The sequence below is a fragment of the Streptomyces roseolus genome (genome assembly GCF_014649855.1).
GTDB lineage: Bacteria > Actinomycetota > Actinomycetes > Streptomycetales > Streptomycetaceae > Streptomyces > Streptomyces roseolus.
The window spans coordinates 68,570-86,844 of the sequence record NZ_BMTV01000019.1; the positions used below are offsets into that span (position 1 = coordinate 68,570).

The 18,275-nt window shown below is 74.8% G+C and carries 19 protein-coding genes; 12 read left to right on the forward strand and 7 right to left on the reverse strand.

Going from position 1 to position 18,275, the window contains the following annotated elements; all coding sequences use genetic code 11:
- Positions 1 to 21 precede the first annotated feature (21 nt).
- The 4 genes from IE245_RS22450 (at position 22) to IE245_RS22465 (ending at position 2,257) form a co-directional block, all read left to right on the forward strand.
- Entirely contained in the window at positions 22 to 342 is a 321-nt protein-coding gene (locus IE245_RS22450; RefSeq protein WP_189950388.1) for a DMT family transporter, read from the forward strand.
- A complete protein-coding gene (locus IE245_RS22455; RefSeq protein ID WP_189950390.1) occupies positions 342 to 938 on the forward strand; it encodes a TetR/AcrR family transcriptional regulator in 597 nt (198 codons plus the stop codon). The genes IE245_RS22450 and IE245_RS22455 overlap by 1 nt, the downstream gene beginning before the upstream one ends.
- 44 nt (positions 939 to 982) lie before the next feature.
- On the forward strand, positions 983 to 1,969 hold the full coding sequence (dapD, locus tag IE245_RS22460) for a 2,3,4,5-tetrahydropyridine-2,6-dicarboxylate N-succinyltransferase (protein ID WP_189950392.1): 987 nt from the start codon (positions 983 to 985) through the stop codon (positions 1,967 to 1,969).
- Positions 1,970 to 2,032: 63 nt separating this feature from the next.
- The gene (locus IE245_RS22465; protein ID WP_189950394.1) at positions 2,033 to 2,257 is read left to right on the forward strand and encodes a hypothetical protein; all 225 of its coding nucleotides are present in this window, start codon (positions 2,033 to 2,035) and stop codon (positions 2,255 to 2,257) included.
- A 21-nt stretch (positions 2,258 to 2,278) separates the two neighbouring features.
- Here IE245_RS22465 and dapA read toward each other — a convergent pair whose 3' ends face one another.
- Positions 2,279 to 3,151 carry a 4-hydroxy-tetrahydrodipicolinate synthase gene (gene dapA, locus IE245_RS22470; RefSeq protein ID WP_189950395.1) on the reverse strand — a complete coding sequence of 291 codons (873 nt, stop codon included), beginning with the start codon at positions 3,149 to 3,151 and terminating at the stop codon, positions 2,279 to 2,281.
- An 85-nt stretch (positions 3,152 to 3,236) separates the two neighbouring features.
- Positions 3,237 to 3,680 carry a GNAT family N-acetyltransferase gene (locus IE245_RS22475; RefSeq protein WP_189950397.1) on the reverse strand — a complete coding sequence of 148 codons (444 nt, stop codon included), beginning with the start codon at positions 3,678 to 3,680 and terminating at the stop codon, positions 3,237 to 3,239.
- Between the two features lie 91 nt (positions 3,681 to 3,771).
- Between IE245_RS22475 and IE245_RS22480 the strand changes: the two genes are divergently transcribed.
- Complete coding sequence (locus tag IE245_RS22480; protein ID WP_189950400.1) at positions 3,772 to 4,485, forward strand: antibiotic biosynthesis monooxygenase; 714 nt, start codon at positions 3,772 to 3,774, stop codon at positions 4,483 to 4,485.
- Between the two features lie 24 nt (positions 4,486 to 4,509).
- On the opposite strand, the gene IE245_RS22485 is transcribed toward IE245_RS22480, so the two are convergent.
- Entirely contained in the window at positions 4,510 to 6,348 is a 1,839-nt protein-coding gene (locus IE245_RS22485; protein ID WP_189950403.1) for a DUF8508 domain-containing protein, read from the reverse strand.
- 239 nt (positions 6,349 to 6,587) lie between these two features.
- On the opposite strand from IE245_RS22485, the gene IE245_RS22490 reads away from it, so the two are divergent.
- The 4 genes from IE245_RS22490 (at position 6,588) to IE245_RS22505 (ending at position 11,609) form a co-directional block, all read left to right on the forward strand.
- The gene (locus tag IE245_RS22490; RefSeq protein WP_189950405.1) at positions 6,588 to 8,036 is read left to right on the forward strand and encodes a hypothetical protein; all 1,449 of its coding nucleotides are present in this window, start codon (positions 6,588 to 6,590) and stop codon (positions 8,034 to 8,036) included.
- A gap of 201 nt (positions 8,037 to 8,237) precedes the next feature.
- Positions 8,238 to 9,674 (forward strand): alkaline phosphatase PhoX, encoded by a 1,437-nt coding sequence (locus IE245_RS22495; protein ID WP_189950407.1) that lies wholly within the window; start codon positions 8,238 to 8,240, stop codon positions 9,672 to 9,674.
- Between the two features lie 115 nt (positions 9,675 to 9,789).
- A complete protein-coding gene (locus IE245_RS22500; RefSeq protein ID WP_189950408.1) occupies positions 9,790 to 10,479 on the forward strand; it encodes a GntR family transcriptional regulator in 690 nt (229 codons plus the stop codon).
- 113 nt (positions 10,480 to 10,592) lie between these two features.
- The gene (locus tag IE245_RS22505) at positions 10,593 to 11,609 is read left to right on the forward strand and encodes a 1-aminocyclopropane-1-carboxylate deaminase (RefSeq protein WP_189950410.1); all 1,017 of its coding nucleotides are present in this window, start codon (positions 10,593 to 10,595) and stop codon (positions 11,607 to 11,609) included.
- A gap of 15 nt (positions 11,610 to 11,624) precedes the next feature.
- Here the strand turns inward: IE245_RS22505 and IE245_RS22510 are convergent, their stop codons facing one another.
- Both IE245_RS22510 and IE245_RS22515 read right to left on the reverse strand, forming a co-directional pair.
- Positions 11,625 to 12,869, reverse strand: coding sequence for a TerD family protein (locus IE245_RS22510; protein ID WP_189950561.1), 1,245 nt, complete (start codon positions 12,867 to 12,869; stop codon positions 11,625 to 11,627).
- Positions 12,870 to 12,914: 45 nt separating this feature from the next.
- Complete coding sequence (locus IE245_RS22515; protein WP_189950412.1) at positions 12,915 to 13,154, reverse strand: hypothetical protein; 240 nt, start codon at positions 13,152 to 13,154, stop codon at positions 12,915 to 12,917.
- A gap of 64 nt (positions 13,155 to 13,218) precedes the next feature.
- Between IE245_RS22515 and IE245_RS22520 the strand changes: the two genes are divergently transcribed.
- Positions 13,219 to 14,184: an AraC family transcriptional regulator gene (locus IE245_RS22520; protein WP_229851445.1), complete on the forward strand. Its 966-nt coding sequence runs from the start codon at positions 13,219 to 13,221 to the stop codon at positions 14,182 to 14,184.
- A 269-nt stretch (positions 14,185 to 14,453) separates the two neighbouring features.
- On the forward strand, positions 14,454 to 14,834 hold the full coding sequence (locus tag IE245_RS22525; protein ID WP_189950414.1) for a DUF3052 family protein: 381 nt from the start codon (positions 14,454 to 14,456) through the stop codon (positions 14,832 to 14,834).
- A gap of 20 nt (positions 14,835 to 14,854) precedes the next feature.
- On the opposite strand, the gene IE245_RS22530 is transcribed toward IE245_RS22525, so the two are convergent.
- Positions 14,855 to 15,637 carry an NAD-dependent epimerase/dehydratase family protein gene (locus tag IE245_RS22530; RefSeq protein ID WP_189950416.1) on the reverse strand — a complete coding sequence of 261 codons (783 nt, stop codon included), beginning with the start codon at positions 15,635 to 15,637 and terminating at the stop codon, positions 14,855 to 14,857.
- Positions 15,638 to 15,832: 195 nt separating this feature from the next.
- Here IE245_RS22530 and IE245_RS22535 point away from each other — a divergent pair, with 195 nt between their 5' ends.
- Positions 15,833 to 16,984, forward strand: a complete 1,152-nt coding sequence (locus IE245_RS22535) for a hypothetical protein (protein WP_189950418.1) — start codon at positions 15,833 to 15,835, stop codon at positions 16,982 to 16,984.
- Here IE245_RS22535 and IE245_RS22540 read toward each other — a convergent pair.
- Positions 16,981 to 18,186 (reverse strand): amidohydrolase, encoded by a 1,206-nt coding sequence (locus IE245_RS22540; RefSeq protein ID WP_189950420.1) that lies wholly within the window; start codon positions 18,184 to 18,186, stop codon positions 16,981 to 16,983. The genes IE245_RS22535 and IE245_RS22540 overlap by 4 nt on opposite strands.
- Positions 18,187 to 18,275: the final 89 nt, after the last annotated feature.

Below are 18,275 nucleotides of genomic sequence, written 5' to 3' on the forward strand. Positions count from 1 at the left end.
ACGGTGGGTAGCCTCCCGCGCATGGGATACGGACTGCTCGCCGGGGCCATCGCGGCCGAGATCATCGCCACCACCTCCATGAAGTACAGCGAGGGCTTCAGCAGGCTCTGGCCCTCGCTGATCACCGCGGCCGGCTACCTCATCGCCTTCGCGCTCCTCGCCCAGGCCCTCAAGACCCTCCAGGTCGGCACCGCCTACGCGATCTGGTCCGGGGTCGGCACGGCGGCCGTCGCCGGCATCGGGATCCTCTTCCTCGGGGAGACCCTGAGCCTCGCCAAGGTCGCCGGCATCGTCCTCATCGTCGCCGGGGTCGCCGTGCTCAACCTCGGCGGGGCGCACTGATGCCGCGCCCCCGGCGGTACGACCCCGAGCGCCGGGAGCGGCTGGTGGCCGCCGCCCTGCGGGTGGTGCGGCGGGACGGCATCGCCGGGCTGAGCCACCGCGCGGTCGCCGCCGAGGCCGATGTGCCGCTCGGCTCCACCACGTACCACTTCTCCTCCCTCGACGAGCTCCTCGTCGCCGCCCTGCGCCGGGTCGACGCGGGCTTCGCCGAACGGCTGCGGAGCGGCGCCGTCCGCGCCGGGGACGACCTCGCCGGCGACCTCGCCCGGCTCCTGGGCGAGCGGCTCGGCGCCGGACGGAGCCAGGCGGAGCTGGAGTACGAGCTCTACCTCGCCGCCCTGCGCCGCCCCGCGCTGCGGCCCGTCGCCGCCGCATGGGCCGAGGAGGCCACCGCCGCCCTCGCCCCCCGCGCCGGACGGGCCGCCGCCCGCGACCTGGTCGCCCTCGCCGACGGCATCGTCCTCCGGGCCCTGCTCACCGGCGCGCCGTACGACGAGGCCCACGCCCGCGAGATGATCGCGCGGATCCTGCACGAAGGACCGAAGACGCAGGCCGGGGGCTCGTCGGATGCTCCGGCACGCCCGCCCGGCACCTGAGACCGGTTGGCCCGGGCGGGGGCCCGACCGTTAGGTTTTCCGTCATGACCACCACTGCTCCCCGTACCACCGGCGCCGTCGCCGCCGGCCTCGCCACCCTCGCCGGCGACGGCACCGTTCTCGACACCTGGTTCCCCGCCCCCGAGCTCACCGAAGAGCCCGGCGAGGCCGGCACCACGCGACTCTCCCCCGACGAGGCGGTGAACGCCCTCGGCGAGGGCGCCGCCAAGGCCCTCGGCGTGGACGCCCGTCGCGGCGTCGAGGTGGTCGCCGTCCGCACCGTCATCGCCTCCCTGGACGAGAAGCCGCTCGACGCCCACGACACGTACCTCCGCCTGCACCTGCTCAGCCACCGTCTGGTGAAGCCGCACGGCCAGAGCCTGGACGGCATCTTCGGCCTGCTCGCCAACGTCGCCTGGACCTCGCTCGGCCCGGTCGCCGTCGACGACGTGGAGAAGGTGCGGCTCAACGCCCGCGCCGAGGGCCTCCACCTCGCCGTCACGAGCGTCGACAAGTTCCCCCGCATGACCGACTACGTCGTGCCCGCCGGCGTCCGCATCGCCGACGCCGACCGGGTCCGCCTCGGCGCCCACCTGGCCGCCGGCACCACCGTCATGCACGAGGGCTTCGTCAACTTCAACGCCGGCACCCTCGGCACCTCCATGGTCGAGGGCCGCATCTCCGCCGGCGTCGTCGTCGGCGACGGCTCCGACATCGGCGGCGGCGCCTCCACCATGGGCACCCTCTCCGGCGGCGGCAACGTCGTCATCTCCATCGGCGAGCGCTGCCTGGTCGGCGCCGAGGCGGGCGTCGGCATCGCGCTCGGCGACGAGTGCGTCGTCGAGGCCGGCCTGTACGTCACCGCCGGCACCCGGGTCACCATGCCCGACGGCGAGATCGTCAAGGCCCGCGACCTCTCCGGCCGCTCGAACATCCTCTTCCGCCGCAACTCGGTCACCGGCGCCGTCGAGGCCCGCCCGAACAACGCGGTCTGGAGCGGCCTCAACGAGATCCTGCACAGCCACAACTGAACCCGGTGACTCCGCGTTGACCGGGTGCGGAGTCACCGCACCCGGTCAAGGCGAGGAGTCGGCATGAGGACGAGGACGAGGAACGTGGTCGCGGGAGTGCTCACGGTGGTGGCGGTCCTGCTGGCGGCCGGGACGGCCGCCGCGGACGAGACGCACACGCACAACGGCCCGACGGTGACCAACGGTCCCGCCCTCACCCTGCACACCGGGCAGATCGACGATCCGCTGGAGGACGTCCTGGAGCACGCGGCGATCCTCGGACGGACGAACACCACCGACTCCGCCTGAGCCGGCTCCGTCCGGGCCGCTTCAGGCCCGGAGCAGCTCTTCGAGGAGCACCCGCAGCCCGTCGGCCGTCTCCCGGCCGGCGGGCCGCAGCGGTTCCCGGACCGGGCCGCCGAGCAGCGCCTTCACGGTGACCGTCCCCGGCAGGCCGCCGGCCGTCATCCGCTCGACCAGCGGCAGCGTCCGGGCGTGCAGCCGGGCGGCCAGGGCGGTGTCGCCGGAGTCGTACGCGTCGAGGACGGCCGCGAACGGACGCGGCGCGACGTTGGCGACCGTGCCGACGTAGCCGGCGCCGCCGACCGCGTACAGCGGGAGGTTCAGCTCCTCGCTGCCGGAGTAGTACGCGAGCCCGGTCTCGGCGATCAGCCGGGCCGCGGCCAGCAGGTCGTACGAGCAGTCCTTCACGGCCGTGATGCGCGGGTGCGCGGCGAGCCGGCGCAGGGTGTCGGGCTCGACGCGGGTGCCGGTGCGGCCGGGGATGTCGTAGACCATCAGCGGCAGGCCGGTGGCGTCCGCGACCTTCAGGAAGTGGGCGGCGACCGCGTCCTGCGGCGGGCGGCTGTAGTACGGGGTGACGACGAGGAGCCCGTCGGCGCCGGCCGCCTCGGCCTGGCGCGCGAGCTCCACGGTGTGCCGGGTGTCCGCCGTGCCGACGCCCGCGACGAGCGGGGCCGCCGGGCCGACCGCCTCCCGCACGGCCCGGATCAGCGCCGCCTTCTCGGCGTCCGTGGTGGTCGGGGACTCCCCGGTGGTGCCGTTGAGGACCAGACCGTCGCAGCCGTTCCCGAGCAGCCGGGCGGCCAGCTTCCCGGCGGCGTCGAGATCGAGGGCGCCGGAGTCGGTGAACGGGGTGACCATCGCGCACAGGGCGCGGCCGAAGGGCCGGTGAGTGCTCATGCGAGAAGTCTGGGCGCCGACGACCGTGAAGGTCCACTTAGATCTGCTTGGCCGGAATCTTCAGTCAGCCTGAAGGGATGCCCGGTCAGAGGGCCAGCTTGAAGCCCTCGTGGCTGCGGGCGTAGCCGAGCGAGGCGTAGAAGCGGTGGGCGTCGGCGCGCGCCTTGCCGCTGGTCAGCTGGACGAGGGCGCAGCCGCGCCCGCGGGCCCGGTCCGCCGCCAGCTCCATCAGCCGGCGCCCCAGCCCGCCGCCGCGCCGGTCGGCCCGGATCCGGACCGCCTCGATCAGGGCCCGCTCGGCGCCGCCCTTGCCGAGCCCCGGGATGTACGTGGCCTGGAGGCAGCCGAGGACGAGGCCGTCCTCCACCAGGACCAGCATCTCGTTGCGCGCGTCGGCCTCGATGGCGGCGAAGGCCCGCTCGTACGCCTCGGTGACCCGGACCGTCGCCGGGTCGACGACCCGCTCCTCGTCGGCGAGGAGGGCGAGGACGGCGGGGAGTTCGGCGCGGGTGGCGGGGCGAAGGATCATGGCCGGAAGTCTCTCATCTCGGCCCCTTGACCTCGACCAAGGTTGAGGGAGGAGGGTCGAACCGTCCGCACCGAGCAGGAGGAGACACTCCATGAACGCCGTCGCACGCCCCGATGCCCGTCCCGACCTCGACCGTCCCGGGGTCGGCGCCGTCCTCGTCAGCACCTGGCGGGTCGGCACCCCCGAGCGTCAGCGCGCCGTCGTCGAGGCGATCCGGAAGGCCTGGGAGAGCCGTGCGTGGCCGGACCTGGGCCTGCTCTCGTACAGCGTCCTCGCCGGGACCGACGGGGAGACGCTGCTGCACTACTCGCAGTGGACGGAGCAGCGGGCGTACGACGACTTCGTCCGCACCCACCGCGACGACCGGAACGCCGAGATCGACGCCGCCGTGCCCGGCAGCGAGCGGGTGGAGCTCCGCCGCTACGGGGCGGTCCACCGCTCCACCCCCCGCCGCGCGACGGGCACGGGGGAGCTGCCCGGGGTCGTCGTCATCGTCGAGGCCGACTTCGAGCCGTCCGGCGCGGGCGTCCGGGAGGAGTGGGTGGACCGCGTGTTCGACGCCCTGGACGAGGACGCGGTGACGCGGCCCGTGTCCGGCGGGATCAGCGGCCGGTTCCACCTCTCCGCCGACGGCTGCCGGGTCCTCGACTACGCCGAGTGGGAGAGCGAGCGGGCCCATGAGAAGTGGCTGGCGGACGACGCCCCGCTGAGCGAGGCGTGGGCCAGGGTGCACCACCACCCGGCGCTCGTCGGCGGCCGGGTGCGCAGGTACGCGCCCGCGCTCAGCCTGAGCGCGGGCGCGTAGCGGGGGCCCGGAGGGCCCGGCGGGTCAGGGGCGGAAGCGCAGGACCTGCGGGTCGTGGTCGCTGTTCTGGTCCGCGAACTCGGCGTTGATGTGCACGCTGTCGTACTCGAAGCGGTGCACGCCGGGGCTGGTCAGGATCTGGTCGAGGACCTGGCTGTTGCCCTGGTAGACGTACGAGTAGCGCTCCGGGCGGGGCAGCGACTCCACGGCCGGGTAGAGGGCGCCGCCGTCGGTCAGCGCCTCGGTCGTGGCGGAGAACTCGAAGTCGTTGATGTCGCCGACGACGAGGACGTCCGCCTGCTTGTCGACCGCGACGATCTCCTTCACGAAGGCGTTGACTGACTGCGCCTGGAGGAGGCGCTGGGCCTCGGAGGAACGGTTCGGCGGCTGGTGGTGGGAGACGAGCGACTCGTCGCCGCCCTTCGAGCCGAAGTGGTTGGCGATGACGAAGACCGTCCGGCCGCGGAAGGCGAACTCGCCCGCGAGCGGCTTGCGGCTGGACTCCCAGGCGGTGTTCGCCGGGTCGATCCGGCCGGGGGAGAGGGTGAGGGCGGCGCGGCCCTTCGTCCCGGTGACGCCGGTCGCGGTGGTCGCGTCGCCGCCCGCGCGGTCCACGAAGGAGACCCGCTCGGGGTTGAAGAGGAAGACCTGACGGATGTTGCCGCCGGGCTGACCGCCGTCCTTGTTGTTCTCCGGGTCGATCGAGCGCCACTCGTACGCCGGGCCGCCGGCCGCCACGATCGCGTCCGTGAACTTCTTCAGGGTCTGGCCGGCCGAAACCGTGCCGTCGTTCTTGGCGCCGTTGTCGTCCTGGATCTCCTCCAGGGCCAGGACGTCCGGCGCGGCGAGGTTCTCGACGACCGCCTTCGCGAGCGCGTCGAACTTCTCCTGCGGGTCGCTCGGGTCGAGGTTCTCCACGTTGTACGTGGCCACGGCCAGCTCGTTCTTGTGCTGCTTCTCGGTGACCTCGCGCTCCAGGCCCATGTCCTGGAGGGTGCCGATCGTGCGGGCGGTCAGCGTGTAGCCGCCGAACTGGTTGAAGTCGAGCGGGCCCTCGGTCGAACCGGTCAGCCAGTCGCCGACGTTCGCCTTCGGGAAGGGCTGCTGCGCGAGCGGGATCAGCGACTGGATCTGGAGCCGGCCGGTGTTCTGGGACTCGTACGAGCCGTAGACCGTGCCGCCGCGCTCGTTGTCGTTCTCCCAGGGCTTCACCGTGACCCACAGCTCGGAGTACGGGTCGGTGGCGCCGACCACCCGGGAGGAGCCCACGCGGACGTTGGTGCCCTCCAGGGACTCGTAGTAGTCCAGGGCGTACGTCTCGGGGGCCAGCTCCAGGCCGTTGACGGAGCCGCCGTTCGCGGGGTCGCCCGCGGGCGCGTAGGCGTCCGGGACCGACCAGGGGGCGATGGTGACCGGGGCGGGCAGCGCGTTGCCCTTCGAGACCACGGTGACCTTCGGGCGGGAGAGCTGGGTCAGCGACTGGTTGCCGGAGTTCAGGCCGCCGGGGACGTACTCGGTGACCGTTCCGTCCACGCTCACCGCGTCGCCGACCGCCACCGTCGGGTTGGAGCCCGTGAAGACGAACAGGCCCTCGCTGGTGGCCGGGTTCCCGTCGCCCTGCGGGTCCTGCATCCAGAAGCCGCGCGAGGAGCCGTAGGTCCGGACGCCGGTGACGACGCCCGCCACCCCGGTGACCTGCTTGCCGACCAGCGGCGAGATCCGCGTCGTGCCCTGGACGTCGTGGATGCGGACCGCGGCGGCGTCCTCGGCCGCGGCGGTCTGCGAGCCGGCGAGCAGCCCGGCCGCGAGGGCGGCCGCGACCACCGCGGAGACGGCGGCGGTTCTCGGTATGGAGGAAGACATGAGGGTGCTCCGAGGGTGCTTGGAGGAACGGCAGGATCTACGCGCGTCAATCTCTTGTGAGAGCCCACCACTTGTCAAGGGTCGACGGGTGTACGAAGGCTGACGGGCCCGTGAACCGACGGGAGGCCCCCCGGATGCGTCTACGCTGAGGACGCCGGCCCCACCGGTACCGGACCGGTTCCCGCCGGTCCCCATCGCGTACCCCAACAAGTCCACGCACGCGTCGAGGAGTCCCCCACATGGCTGCGGAGCACCCCACCCTTCCCCCCGTCCGGCTGCCCTCGGACGCGGAGCTGGCTCGGGACGCCCTGGCCGCCCCCCTCCTCGCCCACGCCGTGCGCCTCGCCCGCTGGGCCGGGCCCGGCACCCGGGTCGGCGCGGGCGGCGAACTCGTCGACGAGCAGCTGCCGGACGCCGCCGGCGTCCTCGGCCTCGGCGACGACGAGGACGCGGAGTACTGGGCGGGCGACGCCTGGCGGCTCGCCGTCGACACCGGCCTCGTCGACGTCGAGGACGGCGCCGACGACGACACCCCCGGCACCGCCGCCCCCGGCGAGAACCTCGCCGTCGTCACCGGCGGCGCGCCCAAGGACGTGCTCGCGCTCTGGCTCGACGCCTTCGAGGCCGTCTTCGCCGACGCCGTCGCCCCCGTCCTCGACGACCTGGAGCCGCTGCTCGACGAGGACGGCGGCCTGGACCTCGACACCCTCGACTGGGACCCGGAGGCGGAGGCCGAGTTCCTGGAGGGCGTCCTCGGCAACCTCTACCTGCTGACCGTCAGCGAGGCCGGCCCCGGCGACGGGCCGGTGCCGCTGCCCGCGCTCGCCGCCTCCATGGTCGTCCCCGACGACATGGGCGAGCCCACCGACGACGTCCTGGAGCAGGTCTCCGACGCGATGATGCGGCTCGACGAGCAGTTCCGGCTCCTGGAGCCGATCGGCCTCGTCGAGTACCAGCCCGTCGACGAGGCCCTGATGGCCGAGGAGGGCGAGGAGCCCGCCCCGCCCGTCGACGACGAGGACGTCTCCCGCTACGGCATGGTCCGGCTCACCCCGCTCGGCCTCTACGGCGTCCGCGCCCGCATGGTCGAGGCCGGCGTCGAAGCCCCCGCCGTCGGCGACCTCGCGGAGCGGGACGCCGAGGCCCTCCTCGCCGGACTCACCGGCTACCCGGAGGCCGCCGTCCGCGCCGAGACCGAGGCCTGGCTCGCCGTCCGCGAGCCGGTGCCCGCCGCCGCCGAACTCCTCGCCGCCGCCCGCGGCTCCGACCCCGCCTCCCCGCTCCGCCGCCTCCACTGCCAGCAGGCCCTCGCCCTCGTCGGCCCCGAGGCGGAGCCGGTCGTCCGCGCGGTCCTCGACGACCCCGAGCTCGGCGGCCTCGCCCGCGTCTGGCTCGCCGAGCGCGGCGCGGCGGACGTGCCCGCCCCGCCGGAGTCCATGATCTTCTGGCTCGCCGTGGACACCATCGCCGCCCAGCTCGACGCCGGCGGCGACCTGGAGGAACTCCAGGAGCTCGTCGAGGGCCTGACGAGCCGCCACACGGGCTTCCTGGAGACCGCCTGGCGGGTGGAGCACCCGTACACGGCCGAGGTCCTCGACGCGATGGGCCGGCTCCACCCGGACAGGACGGCCGCCAAGGAGGCCCGCAAGGCCGCCTTCAAGGCCCGCTCCCGCACCGGCGCGGCCTGACCCTCCCCCGCTCCCGCACCGGTGCGGACCGGCCTCCGCCCGGACCGCCCGTCCGGCCCCGCGGCCGTGGCGGGCGGCGCCTTCTCCCGGGACGGGGAAGGCGCTCCGCGGGCGTTCCCGTGCCGTTCAGCCGTTGTTCCCGCGGGCGCGCGAGGGTGTGCGCGACATACCGGCCAGCAGCAGGGGAGAGAACCGCACACCATGGCCCTCAACCGCAGAGAGTTCACCCAGAGGTCCGCCGTCGCCGGCCTCGCGCTCACCGGCGCCGTCGGCGTCCTCGCCACCGCCCCCGAGGCCCTCGCGGGCGACGACCACGACGGCGACCACGGCCAGGGCGACGGCCGCGGCCGCGGCCACGGCCACGACCGTCTCGGCTACGGCCCGCTCGTCGCCGACCCCGGCGGCCTCCTCGCGCTGCCCGAGGGCTTCACCTACCGCGTGATCACCCGCACCGGCGTCACCCGGCTGGAGAGCGGCGAGTTCACCCCGGCCAAGCACGACGGCACCGCCGCCTTCGCCGGCCCGCGCGGCACCACGTACCTCGTGAACAACCACGAGATCAAGGGCGACCGGGCCAAGGTGGAGTTCCCCGTCCCGCTCGCCGAGGGCCTCGTCTACGACCCGAAGGCGGCCGGCGGCTGCACCGTCGTCGAGGTGCACCGCGACGGCACCGTCGCCGAGTGGGTCGGCATCGCCGGCACCTCCACCAACTGCGCCGGCGGCCGCACCGACTGGGGCACCTGGCTGACCTGCGAGGAGAACTCCGACCTCGCCGGCAAGAACGGCATGACCAAGGACCACGGGTACGTCTTCGAGGTCGACCCGCGCGACCGCCGGGCCAACCTCGACCCCAAGCCGCTCAAGTTCTTCGGCCGCTACGACCACGAGGCCGTCGTCATCGACCCCAAGCGCGGCCACGCCTACCTCACCGAGGACGCCTCGGGCCCCAACGGCCTCCTCTTCCGCTGGGTGCCGCCGCAGGGCTTCGAGCACGGCCGGGGCCGGCTGCGCGGCCTCGCGGACGACGCCGGCGTGCTCCAGGCGGCCCGGTGCATCGACTCCGCCGGGCGGTTCGTCGACGACCTCTCCCGCGCCACCCGGATCGGCACCGTCTACGGCGTCGACTGGGTCGACGTCCCCGACCGCGACGCCCGCACCACGCCCGTCCGCAAGCAGTTCACGGACGACCAGGTCACCCGGGGCCGGAAGCTGGAGGGCATGTGGTGGGCCGACGGCGGCGCGTACGTCGTCTCCTCGTACGCCCGTGAGGAGAGCCCCGGCGAGGACCACGACGGCCAGGTCTGGTTCTACGACCCCAAGCGCCGCACCCTCACCCTCAAGGTGCTGTTCGGCGTGAACCCCGCGCCCGAGCAGGACGGCGCGTACGACTCCCCGGACAACATCACCGTCTCCCCGTACGGCGGCCTCGTCATCGCCGAGGACGGCGAGGGCGTCCAGCACCTCGTCGGCGCCACCGACTCGGGCCGCACCTACCCGATCGCGCGCAACGACCTCAACGACAGCGAGTTCGCCGGCGTCGTCTTCTCGCCCGACGGCGACACCCTGTACGCCTCCATCCAGAACCCGGGCATCATGGTCGCGATCACCGGCCCCTGGCGCCGCCAGCCCCGCCGCTGACGTACCGTCGGACCGGTCGGCACCTGCGGGGAAGCCGTGAGGGTTCCCGTCGGGTTCCCGCCGGATTCCCCGAGCCCCTGTCGCCTCCGTGGACTGACATCTAACCTGTCAGTCCATGGACGACGCTCTGCGGCCCGTGGGCCGGACCCTGCTGCGCGACCGGGCCTACGAGTCGCTGCGCGAGGCGATCGTGCGCGGCGAACTCGCCCCCGGCGCCCTGCTCAAGGACTGCGACCTCGCCGACCGTCTCGGGCTCTCCCGCGCCCCCGTCCGCGACGCCCTCGCCCGGCTCACCGTCGAGGGCCTCGTGGAGACGAAGCCGCAGAGCTACACCCGGGTCACCCGGCCGGTGAGCCGGATCGTCCGGGACGCCGCCTCCGTGGTGCGGGTGATGCACGAACTCGCCGTCCGCACCGCCGTGCCGCTCCTCGGCCCCGGGGCCATCCGCGCCATGCGCGAGGCCAACGAGCGCTTCGCCGCCGCCGTCCGCGCCTCCGACGTCGAGGCCGCCCTCGCCGCCGACGACGAGCTGCACCAGGTCCTCGTCGGCGCCAGCGGCAACCACGCGGCCGCCGCCACCATCGACCGCTACACCCCCCTGATCCGCCGGGTCGAGCGCCGGCTCTTCGGGGACTCCGGCAGCTGTGGCTCCGTCGACCTCCACGCCCGTCTCATCGACGCCTGCGCCGCCGGTGACGCGGAGGCGGCCGTCCGCATCACCAGCGAGATCTGGGCCGCTCTCGAACAACTGGCCGACGACGCCATCGAGGTGGCCGAGGTCACCGGCATCCCCGCCCCGGTGTGACCCGGCCGCGCCCGCGGAGCCGTGCGCCCCGCGGCCGCGGAGCGGGGGCCGTGCCGCCCGCCGCGCCTCCGTCCCCCTCGTCGTTCCGTCCGCCACTCCAGGGAGAGCCCGCCGTGCCGATCACCGACTTCGACCGTTACCCGCTCCTCTTCGGGCCCTCGCCGGTGCATCCGCTGGAGCGGCTCGCGCACCACCTCGGCGGGGCCGCGCTGTGGGCCAAGCGCGAGGACTGCAACTCCGGCGTCGCGTACGGCGGGAACAAGACGCGCAAGCTGGAGTACCTGGTCGCCGACGCGCTCGCGCAGGGCTGCGACACCCTCGTCTCCATCGGCGGCGTGCAGTCCAACCACACCCGCCAGGTCGCCGCCGTCGCCGCCCGCGCCGGGCTCCGGTGCGTGCTGGTGCAGGAGAGCTGGGTCGAGTGGCCCGACGCCGTCTACGACAAGGTCGGCAACATCCTGATCAGCCGGCTCGCCGGCGCCGACGTGCGGCTGGTGCGGGCCGGCTTCGGGATCGGCTTCAAGGAGAGCTGGGAGCAGGCGCTGCGCGAGGTCGAGGAGGGTGGCGGGAAGCCGTACGCCATCCCGGCCGGCGCCTCCGACCACCCGCTCGGCGGCCTCGGCTTCGCCAACTGGGCCTACGAGGTGGCCGAGCAGGAGCGGGAGCTCGGCGTCTTCTTCGACACGGTCGTCGTCTGCTCGGTGACCGGCTCCACCCAGGCCGGCATGGTCGCCGGCTTCGCCGCGCTCGCCGAGGAGGGCGGCCGGCCGCGCCGGATCATCGGGATCGACGCGTCCGCGAAGCCCGCCGAGACCCACGGGCAGATCACCAGGATCGCCCGTTCCACCGCCGAGCTCATCGGCGTCGAGCGCGGACTCACCGGCGCCGACGTGGAGCTGGACGAGCGCTACCACGCCGGCGTCTACGGCGTCCCGGACGAGGCCACCCTCGACGCGATGCGGCTCGCCGCCCGCACCGAGGGCATGGTCACCGACCCCGTCTACGAGGGGAAGTCGATGGCCGGGCTGATCGACCTGGTGGACCGGGGCGAGATCGGCCGGGACTCGACCGTGCTCTACGCCCACCTCGGCGGCCAGCCCGCGCTCAACGCCTACAGCGCGCTGTTCTGAGGCCCTTCCGGCCGCTCAGAGCGCCTGGGCGGCCGGCTTCACCATGCCCCGGACCGTCCGGGACTTCACGAACTCGCCCATCGCGGTCATCTCCCACTCGCCGGTGAACTGCTTGATCAGCTTGGCCATCATCACGCCGGTCTGCGGCTCGGCGGTGGTCAGGTCGAAGCGGACCAGCTCCTCGCCGGTCGCCGCGTCCATCAGCCGGCAGTACGCCTTGGCGACCTCGGTGAACTTCTGCCCGGAGAAGGAGTTCACCGTGAAGACCAGTCCGGTGGCGTCGGCGGGCAGCCGGCCGAGGTCGACGGTGATGACCTCGTCGTCGCCCGCGCCCTCGCCCGTCAGGTTGTCCCCGGAGTGCCGGACCGCCCCGCCGAGGATGGTCAGCTTGCCGAAGTAGCAGCTGTCCAGGTGGTTGCGCTGGGGGCCGTACGCGATGACCGAGGCGTCCAGGTCGATGTCCTTGCCCCGGTAGGCGGGCTCCCAGCCGAGGCCCATCTTCACCTGGGAGAGCAGCGGACGGCCGCCCTTGACCAGCGAGACGGTCTGGTTCTTCTGGAGGCTGACCCGGCCCTTGTCGAGGTTGATCTTGCCGGTGGACGCGGGAGCGGGAGCGGGAGCGGCGGCGGCCGGGGCCGCGGCGGCGAGCCGCGGGTCCACCGGCGGGGCCGGCGGCATCGGCGGGGGCGTGAAGGACGGGACGGTCTGCGCGGGCGGGGCCGGCGGGGCCGCCTGCGCGGGCGGGGCGGCCGGGGCGGCGGCGGGCTCCTCGTCCACGCTCACGCCGAAGTCGGTGGCGATGCCGGCCAGGCCGTTCGCGTACCCCTGGCCGACGGCGCGGACCTTCCACGCGCCGTTGCGCCGGTAGATCTCGACGACCACCAGGGCCGTCTCGGTGGCGAGCTGCGGCGGGGTGAAGGTGGCGATGACCGCGCCGCTGTCGGCGTCGCGGACGGTCGCGGTGGGCTCGATGCCCTGGAAGGTCTGTCCTGCGGCGTCCGGACTGGCCGTGACCACGATCCTCTCGATGCCGGCGGGCAGGCCGCCGGTGTCCACCAGGATCGCGTCCGGCGCCGTGCCGCCGCCGGAGCGGTAGGTGACACCGGGGCCCGCGGGCTGGTTGTAGAAGATGAAGTCGTCGTCCGAGCGCACCTTGCCGTTGGCGCCGAGCAGCAGGCCCGAGACATCGAGCCGCACGGGGGCGGCGACGTCCACCGCCACGCGGGGGGCGGTGAGCGGGAGGTTCGAGCCGGGGGTCATTGCGGTCATGCCAGGCCTAACGCTCCGGGGCGCTTTGCCGTTCCCTTACCCGCGGCGGGTTCGGCCACCCTGGTGACGCGGGTGGTTCCGGGCCTGCCGCTCGTTGCCGAAACGGTACGCCCCCGTCCAGCGGGCCATGAGCAGCTGGACGTCGCCGGACTCCGCCCCGGCCAGGAACCTGGCCGCCCTGGCACCGCGCAGCACGCCCGCGGCACGGCCGTGGTGGGTGAGGACGACGGAACCGTCCTTGCGTTCTTCGTACGCGAATCCCTGTGGTCGTGGCATGCCGGGCATCCTGCCCGTCCCGGGCAGGTCCGTCATATGAATTATCTTTCGCATCGTGGGTGCTGTGGGTGGGAGCTCTTTCGAGACCGGGGACGTCGACGAGGCGCGTCATGAGCTCGACGCGCGCTACTACACGAGCCGGATGGACGTCGTCGACGAGCACCGGTCCTTCGCCGCCCGCTTCGACATCGTCGAGTTCGGGCCGCTCGTCATCGGCGACCTGAGCTGCGGCGCCGACGTCCGCATGAGCTTCGGCGAGCTCGGGGCGTACCACGTCAACGCGCCGCTCAGCGGCACCATGGAGATGCGCCAGGGCGGCGGCCCCGCCGTGTACGCCTCCGCCCGCGACGCGCTGCTCCTCGACCCCGCGGGCGACACCTTCCTCGACCGGTGGAGCGGCGACGGGCGGATCCTCTCCGTCAAGGTCGGCGCCGCCGAGCTCCGCGACCGCCTGGAGAGCCTCCTCGGCCGCCCGCCGCACGGCGCCCTCGCCTTCCGGCCCGGCCTCGACATCTCGCGCGGCCCGGGCCTCGACTGGGTGCGCTTCGCCCGCCGGGTCGCCGCGGAGGCGCTCGCGGGGGAGGGGCTCGCCCACCACGAACTCGTCGCCCGCCCGCTCCAGGAGGCACTGCTCAACGGCCTGCTGCTTGCCGCCGACCACCCCTGGCGGGACGAGCTCGCCCACCCCGCGGGGCCGCGCCGCCCGGCCCCCGTCAAACGGGCCATGGACGCGGTCCGCGAGCGCCCCGAGCACCCCTTCACCACCACCGAACTCGCCCGGCACGCGCGCGTGAGCGTCCGCCGGCTCCAGGAGTCCTTCCGGGAGTACGTCGGGATGTCGCCGATGGCGTACGTGCGCGAGGTCCGGCTCGAACGGGTCAGGGAGGAGCTGCGGGCGGCCGAGCCGGACGAGGTGAGCGTCAGCGAGGTCGCCTGGCGCTGGGGCTTCGCCCACCAGGGCCGCTTCGCCGCGCGCTACCGCGAGAGGTTCGGCGAGTCCCCGTCCCGGACGCTGCGGACGGCCCCCTGAGGCGGTCGGGCACGCCCGGGTGTCCCGCGCTTCCGCCGACCGCGCATTCCGGACAGAGGCCGCGTTACGCGGCTCGCGGTGATCTTGGTCGCGGCCTACCGTGGGGGGCGTCCGGCGCTGCCAGCGCGCGCCGTCGAACCGGGCCCGGCCGGCTCCCCCGTATCACCGGCCGGGCCCGTGGCGCGCCCGGGACGCGTCCCGCCCCTGGACATCCCCTCCGGCCCCTCCGTACGGTCGGTCCGCGCGCAGTCACGGGAGGGGGCGGGCCGATGGGTTACGCGGAGACGATGGGCCTCGCGGCGGGGCGGGCGGTGCGGGAGTTCGGCGCGGACGACGACACCGACGACGAGATCCGGGACGACGTCCGGCGGGTGACCGGCAGGGAACTGCTCGACGACGCCTCCGGGGAGGCGGCGGACGCCGTGCTGTGGTGGTGGCGGCAGGGGGACGGGGACCTGGCGTCCGAACTGAGGGACGAGACGGGGCCGTTGGCGGAGGACGGCGCGATCTGCGTCCTCACGCCGCGGCGGGGCAAGCCGGGCCACGTCCCCGTCGAGGAGATGGCGGAGATCGCCGGCGACGCGCGCCTCCGGGTGCGGGCCGTCACCCCCCTGGGCGGCTGGACCGGCCACCACCTGTACCGTCCCTGAGGCCGGGACGCCCGGCGGGGTCAGGGCGCGGTGAAGGCGCCGCCGATGTACTCGTCCCCGGGGGCGGGGAGGCCCTGGGCCGCCAGGAGGCGGGGGGCGTGGGGTTCCGAGTCGTCCTCGGGGGCGTAGCCGAGGGCCAGGGCGGGGGCCAGGTCCCACCAGCCGCGGGTGTTGGCCGAGGAGCCGTACACCACCGTGTGCCCGACCGACTCCGCCGTGAGCGCCGCGTGCAGCAGGCGCGCGCAGTCCGCGGGGCTCAGCCAGAGGGACAGCATGCGGACCGTCGTCGGCTCGGGGAAGCAGGAGCCGATGCGCACCGAGACCGTCTCGATGCCGTGCCGGTCCCAGTACAGCTGCGCCAGGTCCTCGCCGAAGCACTTGGAGAGGCCGTAGTAGGTGTCGGGCCGGTGCGGGGTGGTGACCGGGACGAGCGGTTCGCCGTCGCGCGGGCGGCGGGTGAAGCCGACGGCGTGGTTGCTGGAGGCGAAGACGACGCGGCGGACGCCCTCCTCGCGGGCCGCCTCGTAGAGCCGGTGGAGGCCGGTGACGTTCGCCGCGACGATCGCGTCGAAGTCGGCCTCCACGGAGATGCCCGCGAGGTGCACGATCGCGTCCACCCCCCGCACCGCCTCGCGCACCGCCTTCCGGTCGGCGAGGTCGGCGACGACCGCGTCCGGCGCGCCGGGCACGGGGGCGACGTCGAGGAGGCGGAGCTCGTAGCCGTACTCCGGGAGCAGTTCCCGCATGAGGGTGCCGACGCCGCCGGCGGCACCGGTGAGCAGGAGGGTGCGGGGTGCGGGCATCGGTGGTACTCCTCGGCCGGAAGGGTCGCGCATTCATGGACGTGGACACGCTAGGGAGGGGGTGAAGGGGCGTCAAGGTGCCTTCCAGTGGGGGATCTCCTCCTTGACCGGGGCCTCGTGCGCGGTTAGCGTTCGCGAGACGTTCATGGATGTGAACGTGTGAGCCGCCGTCTGACGCGTACCTTCGGAGCGCCCGTGACCAGCCCCGCCCGGCCCCGTACGGGAGCCTTCCTGTACCCCTGGGACGTCGACGGCGACCCCGCCGCCCCCGCGCTCCTCGCCGGGCTCGGCGTGCGGCAGGTGACGCTGGCCGCCGCGTACCACTCCACCCGGGCGCTCAGCCCCCGCCACCCGGCCCGGCGGGTCGTCACCGCCGAGCACGCCGCCGTGCTCTACCCGCCGGACGCGCGGCGCTGGGCCGGCCGCCGGCTCGCCCCGTACCCGGCGGGCGACTGGGCCCCGGGCGACGCCTGGGCGCGGGCCGCCGAGGCGCTCGGCGGCACCGGTCTCGACGTGCACAGCTGGGTCGTCCTCGCCCACAACTCCCGGCTGGGCGCCGACCATCCGGACACCTCCGTCGTCAACGCCCACGGCGACCGCTACCCGTGGGCCCCCTGCATCGCCCACCCCGAGGTCCGCGCGCTGCTCGTCGACCTCGCCGCCGAGGCCGCCGTCCGCCCCGGCGCGACCGGCACCGAGCTGGAGTCCTGCGGCTGGTACGGCTACGCCCATCTGCACGCCCACGACAAGACGGGCGGCGTCCCGCTCGACGACCGGGCCCAGCTGCTGCTGTCGCTCTGCTTCTGCCCGCACTGCCGGCGGGGGTACGCGGACGGCGGCGCCGACCCGGACGCGCTGGCCGCCGCCGTCCGCGCCGCCCTCGCGCCCGTGTGGACCGGCACCGGGCCCGCCGGGGAGCTCGGCGAGCTCTCCGGGCCCGCCCTCGCCTGGCGGGCCGCGACCGCCCGCTCCTTCCAGGAGGCCGCGGTCGCCGCGGTGCGGGCCGCCGCCCCGCCCGGCTTCCGGATCCTGCTGCACGCCGACCCGGACCCGTACCGCTGCGGCGCGGACGCCGGCACCGACCCGGCGCACGTCCTCGGCGTCGCCGACGGCGTGGTGGCCCGGCCCGGCCGGCTCACCGCCTTCGCCGCCCACCGGCCGCCCGGCGCCACCCTCGCGGCCAACCTCTCGGTCGTCGCCGGCATGGGCGGCGCCCCGGGCCGGCTCGCCGAGGACGCCCGGCGGGCCCTCGCCGACGGCGCCGGCGAACTCCGCCTGTACCACGCGGGCCTGGCCTCCGACGCCGACCTGGCGGCGGTCCGCACCGCCCTGGCCGCGCTCGGCTAGCCGACCAGGCGGCCGTCCCTGGCCACCACCCGGCCCGCCCGGACCACCAGGTCGCGGCGCGGCAGGTCCACCACGACCTGCGGCAGGCACTCGCCCTCGACCAGCATGAAGTCGGCCGGCGAGCCCGGGCGCAGATCGGCGGCCGGCAGCCCCATCAGCGCGGCGCCGCCGTGCGCGGCGACCGCGAAGCAGGCCTCCAGCTCCTCGTCGAGCCGGGCGTCCAGGGCCCAGCCGGCCAGCCAGGCGCGGTGCAGCATGTCGGCGTCGCCGTACGGGCTCCAGCTGTCGCGGACGCCGTCCGAGCCGAGGCCGACCGTCACCCCGCGCTCGGCGAGCCGCCGGAACGGCAGGACCGTCGTCTCGCCCAGGGCGACCGTGGTCAACGCGACCCCGGACCCGGCGAGCAGATCGGCCGTCTCGTCCAGTTCCCGGCCGGCGAGGCCCGCCACCGCGAAGGCGTGCGCCACCGCCACCTTGCCGCGCAGCCCCGCCGCTCGGGTGCGGGCGGCGATGTCCCGGATCACCGCGAGGCCCGGCTCGCCCCGGTCGTGGAGGTGGATGTCGAGGCCCAGGCCGTGCTTCTCGGCGAGGCCGAAGACCAGCCCCAGCTGATCGCCCTCCCCGCCGCCGGCGGCGTCGAAGCCGGTCGGGTCGATCCCGCCCACATGGCTGACCAGACCGCTCGCCGCCGCCTCGGCGAGCAGCTCCGCCGTGCCCGGTTCGCGGACCACCCCGTGCTGCGGGAAGGCGACCAGCTCGACGTCGACGATCCCGGCCAGCTTCGCGGCGGCGTCCGCGACGCCCTCGATCCCGGCCAGGCCGTAGGCGGGGGCCACGTCCGCGTGGGCCCGCAGGGCGCGGGTGCCCCGGGTCGCCGCGTGGGACATCAGGCGCAGTGCCCGCTCGCCCACCGGGGTGGGCAGCGAGCGGGCCAGCTCCACGTCCCCGGCGACGTGGTCGGCGATGCCGGAGGCGGGGCGGCGGCGGTGCCAGGGCTCGCCCCAGGAGGTCTTGTCCGGGTGGATGTGCGCGTCGACCAGGGTCGGCAGGGCGAGCCGGCCGCCGCCGTCGATCCGCTCGACGACCGCCCCTTCGGGCACCTCTGCGACGAGCACCCCGTCGACGGCGATCAGCTCGCCGGGCGGCCCGCCGAGGGGCCGGACGTCGTGGAAGAGGGTCGCGGCGGGGGGAGTGGGGCTCACGGGGTCTCCTTCGGGCTCGGACGCGGCCGTTTTGGTATACCACGTGGTGCCCGCGGTCCGGGAACGGTCACCGACGGGGCCGCCGCCCG

Bases quoted from the DNA above. Each gene is read 5' to 3' on its own strand.
- IE245_RS22450 (WP_189950388.1), top strand. From the start codon at position 22: ATGGGATACGGACTGCTCGCCGGGGCCATCGCGGCCGAGATCATCGCC.
- IE245_RS22455 (WP_189950390.1), top strand. From the start codon at position 342: ATGCCGCGCCCCCGGCGGTACGACCCCGAGCGCCGGGAGCGGCTGGTG.
- dapD (WP_189950392.1), top strand. From the start codon at position 983: ATGACCACCACTGCTCCCCGTACCACCGGCGCCGTCGCCGCCGGCCTC.
- IE245_RS22465 (WP_189950394.1), top strand. From the start codon at position 2,033: ATGAGGACGAGGACGAGGAACGTGGTCGCGGGAGTGCTCACGGTGGTG.
- dapA (WP_189950395.1), bottom strand. From the start codon at position 3,151: ATGAGCACTCACCGGCCCTTCGGCCGCGCCCTGTGCGCGATGGTCACC.
- IE245_RS22475 (WP_189950397.1), bottom strand. From the start codon at position 3,680: ATGATCCTTCGCCCCGCCACCCGCGCCGAACTCCCCGCCGTCCTCGCC.
- IE245_RS22480 (WP_189950400.1), top strand. From the start codon at position 3,772: ATGAACGCCGTCGCACGCCCCGATGCCCGTCCCGACCTCGACCGTCCC.
- IE245_RS22485 (WP_189950403.1), bottom strand. From the start codon at position 6,348: ATGTCTTCCTCCATACCGAGAACCGCCGCCGTCTCCGCGGTGGTCGCG.
- IE245_RS22490 (WP_189950405.1), top strand. From the start codon at position 6,588: ATGGCTGCGGAGCACCCCACCCTTCCCCCCGTCCGGCTGCCCTCGGAC.
- IE245_RS22495 (WP_189950407.1), top strand. From the start codon at position 8,238: ATGGCCCTCAACCGCAGAGAGTTCACCCAGAGGTCCGCCGTCGCCGGC.
- IE245_RS22500 (WP_189950408.1), top strand. From the start codon at position 9,790: ATGGACGACGCTCTGCGGCCCGTGGGCCGGACCCTGCTGCGCGACCGG.
- IE245_RS22510 (WP_189950561.1), bottom strand. From the start codon at position 12,869: ATGACCCCCGGCTCGAACCTCCCGCTCACCGCCCCCCGCGTGGCGGTG.
- IE245_RS22515 (WP_189950412.1), bottom strand. From the start codon at position 13,154: ATGCCACGACCACAGGGATTCGCGTACGAAGAACGCAAGGACGGTTCC.
- IE245_RS22525 (WP_189950414.1), top strand. From the start codon at position 14,454: ATGGGTTACGCGGAGACGATGGGCCTCGCGGCGGGGCGGGCGGTGCGG.
- IE245_RS22530 (WP_189950416.1), bottom strand. From the start codon at position 15,637: ATGCCCGCACCCCGCACCCTCCTGCTCACCGGTGCCGCCGGCGGCGTC.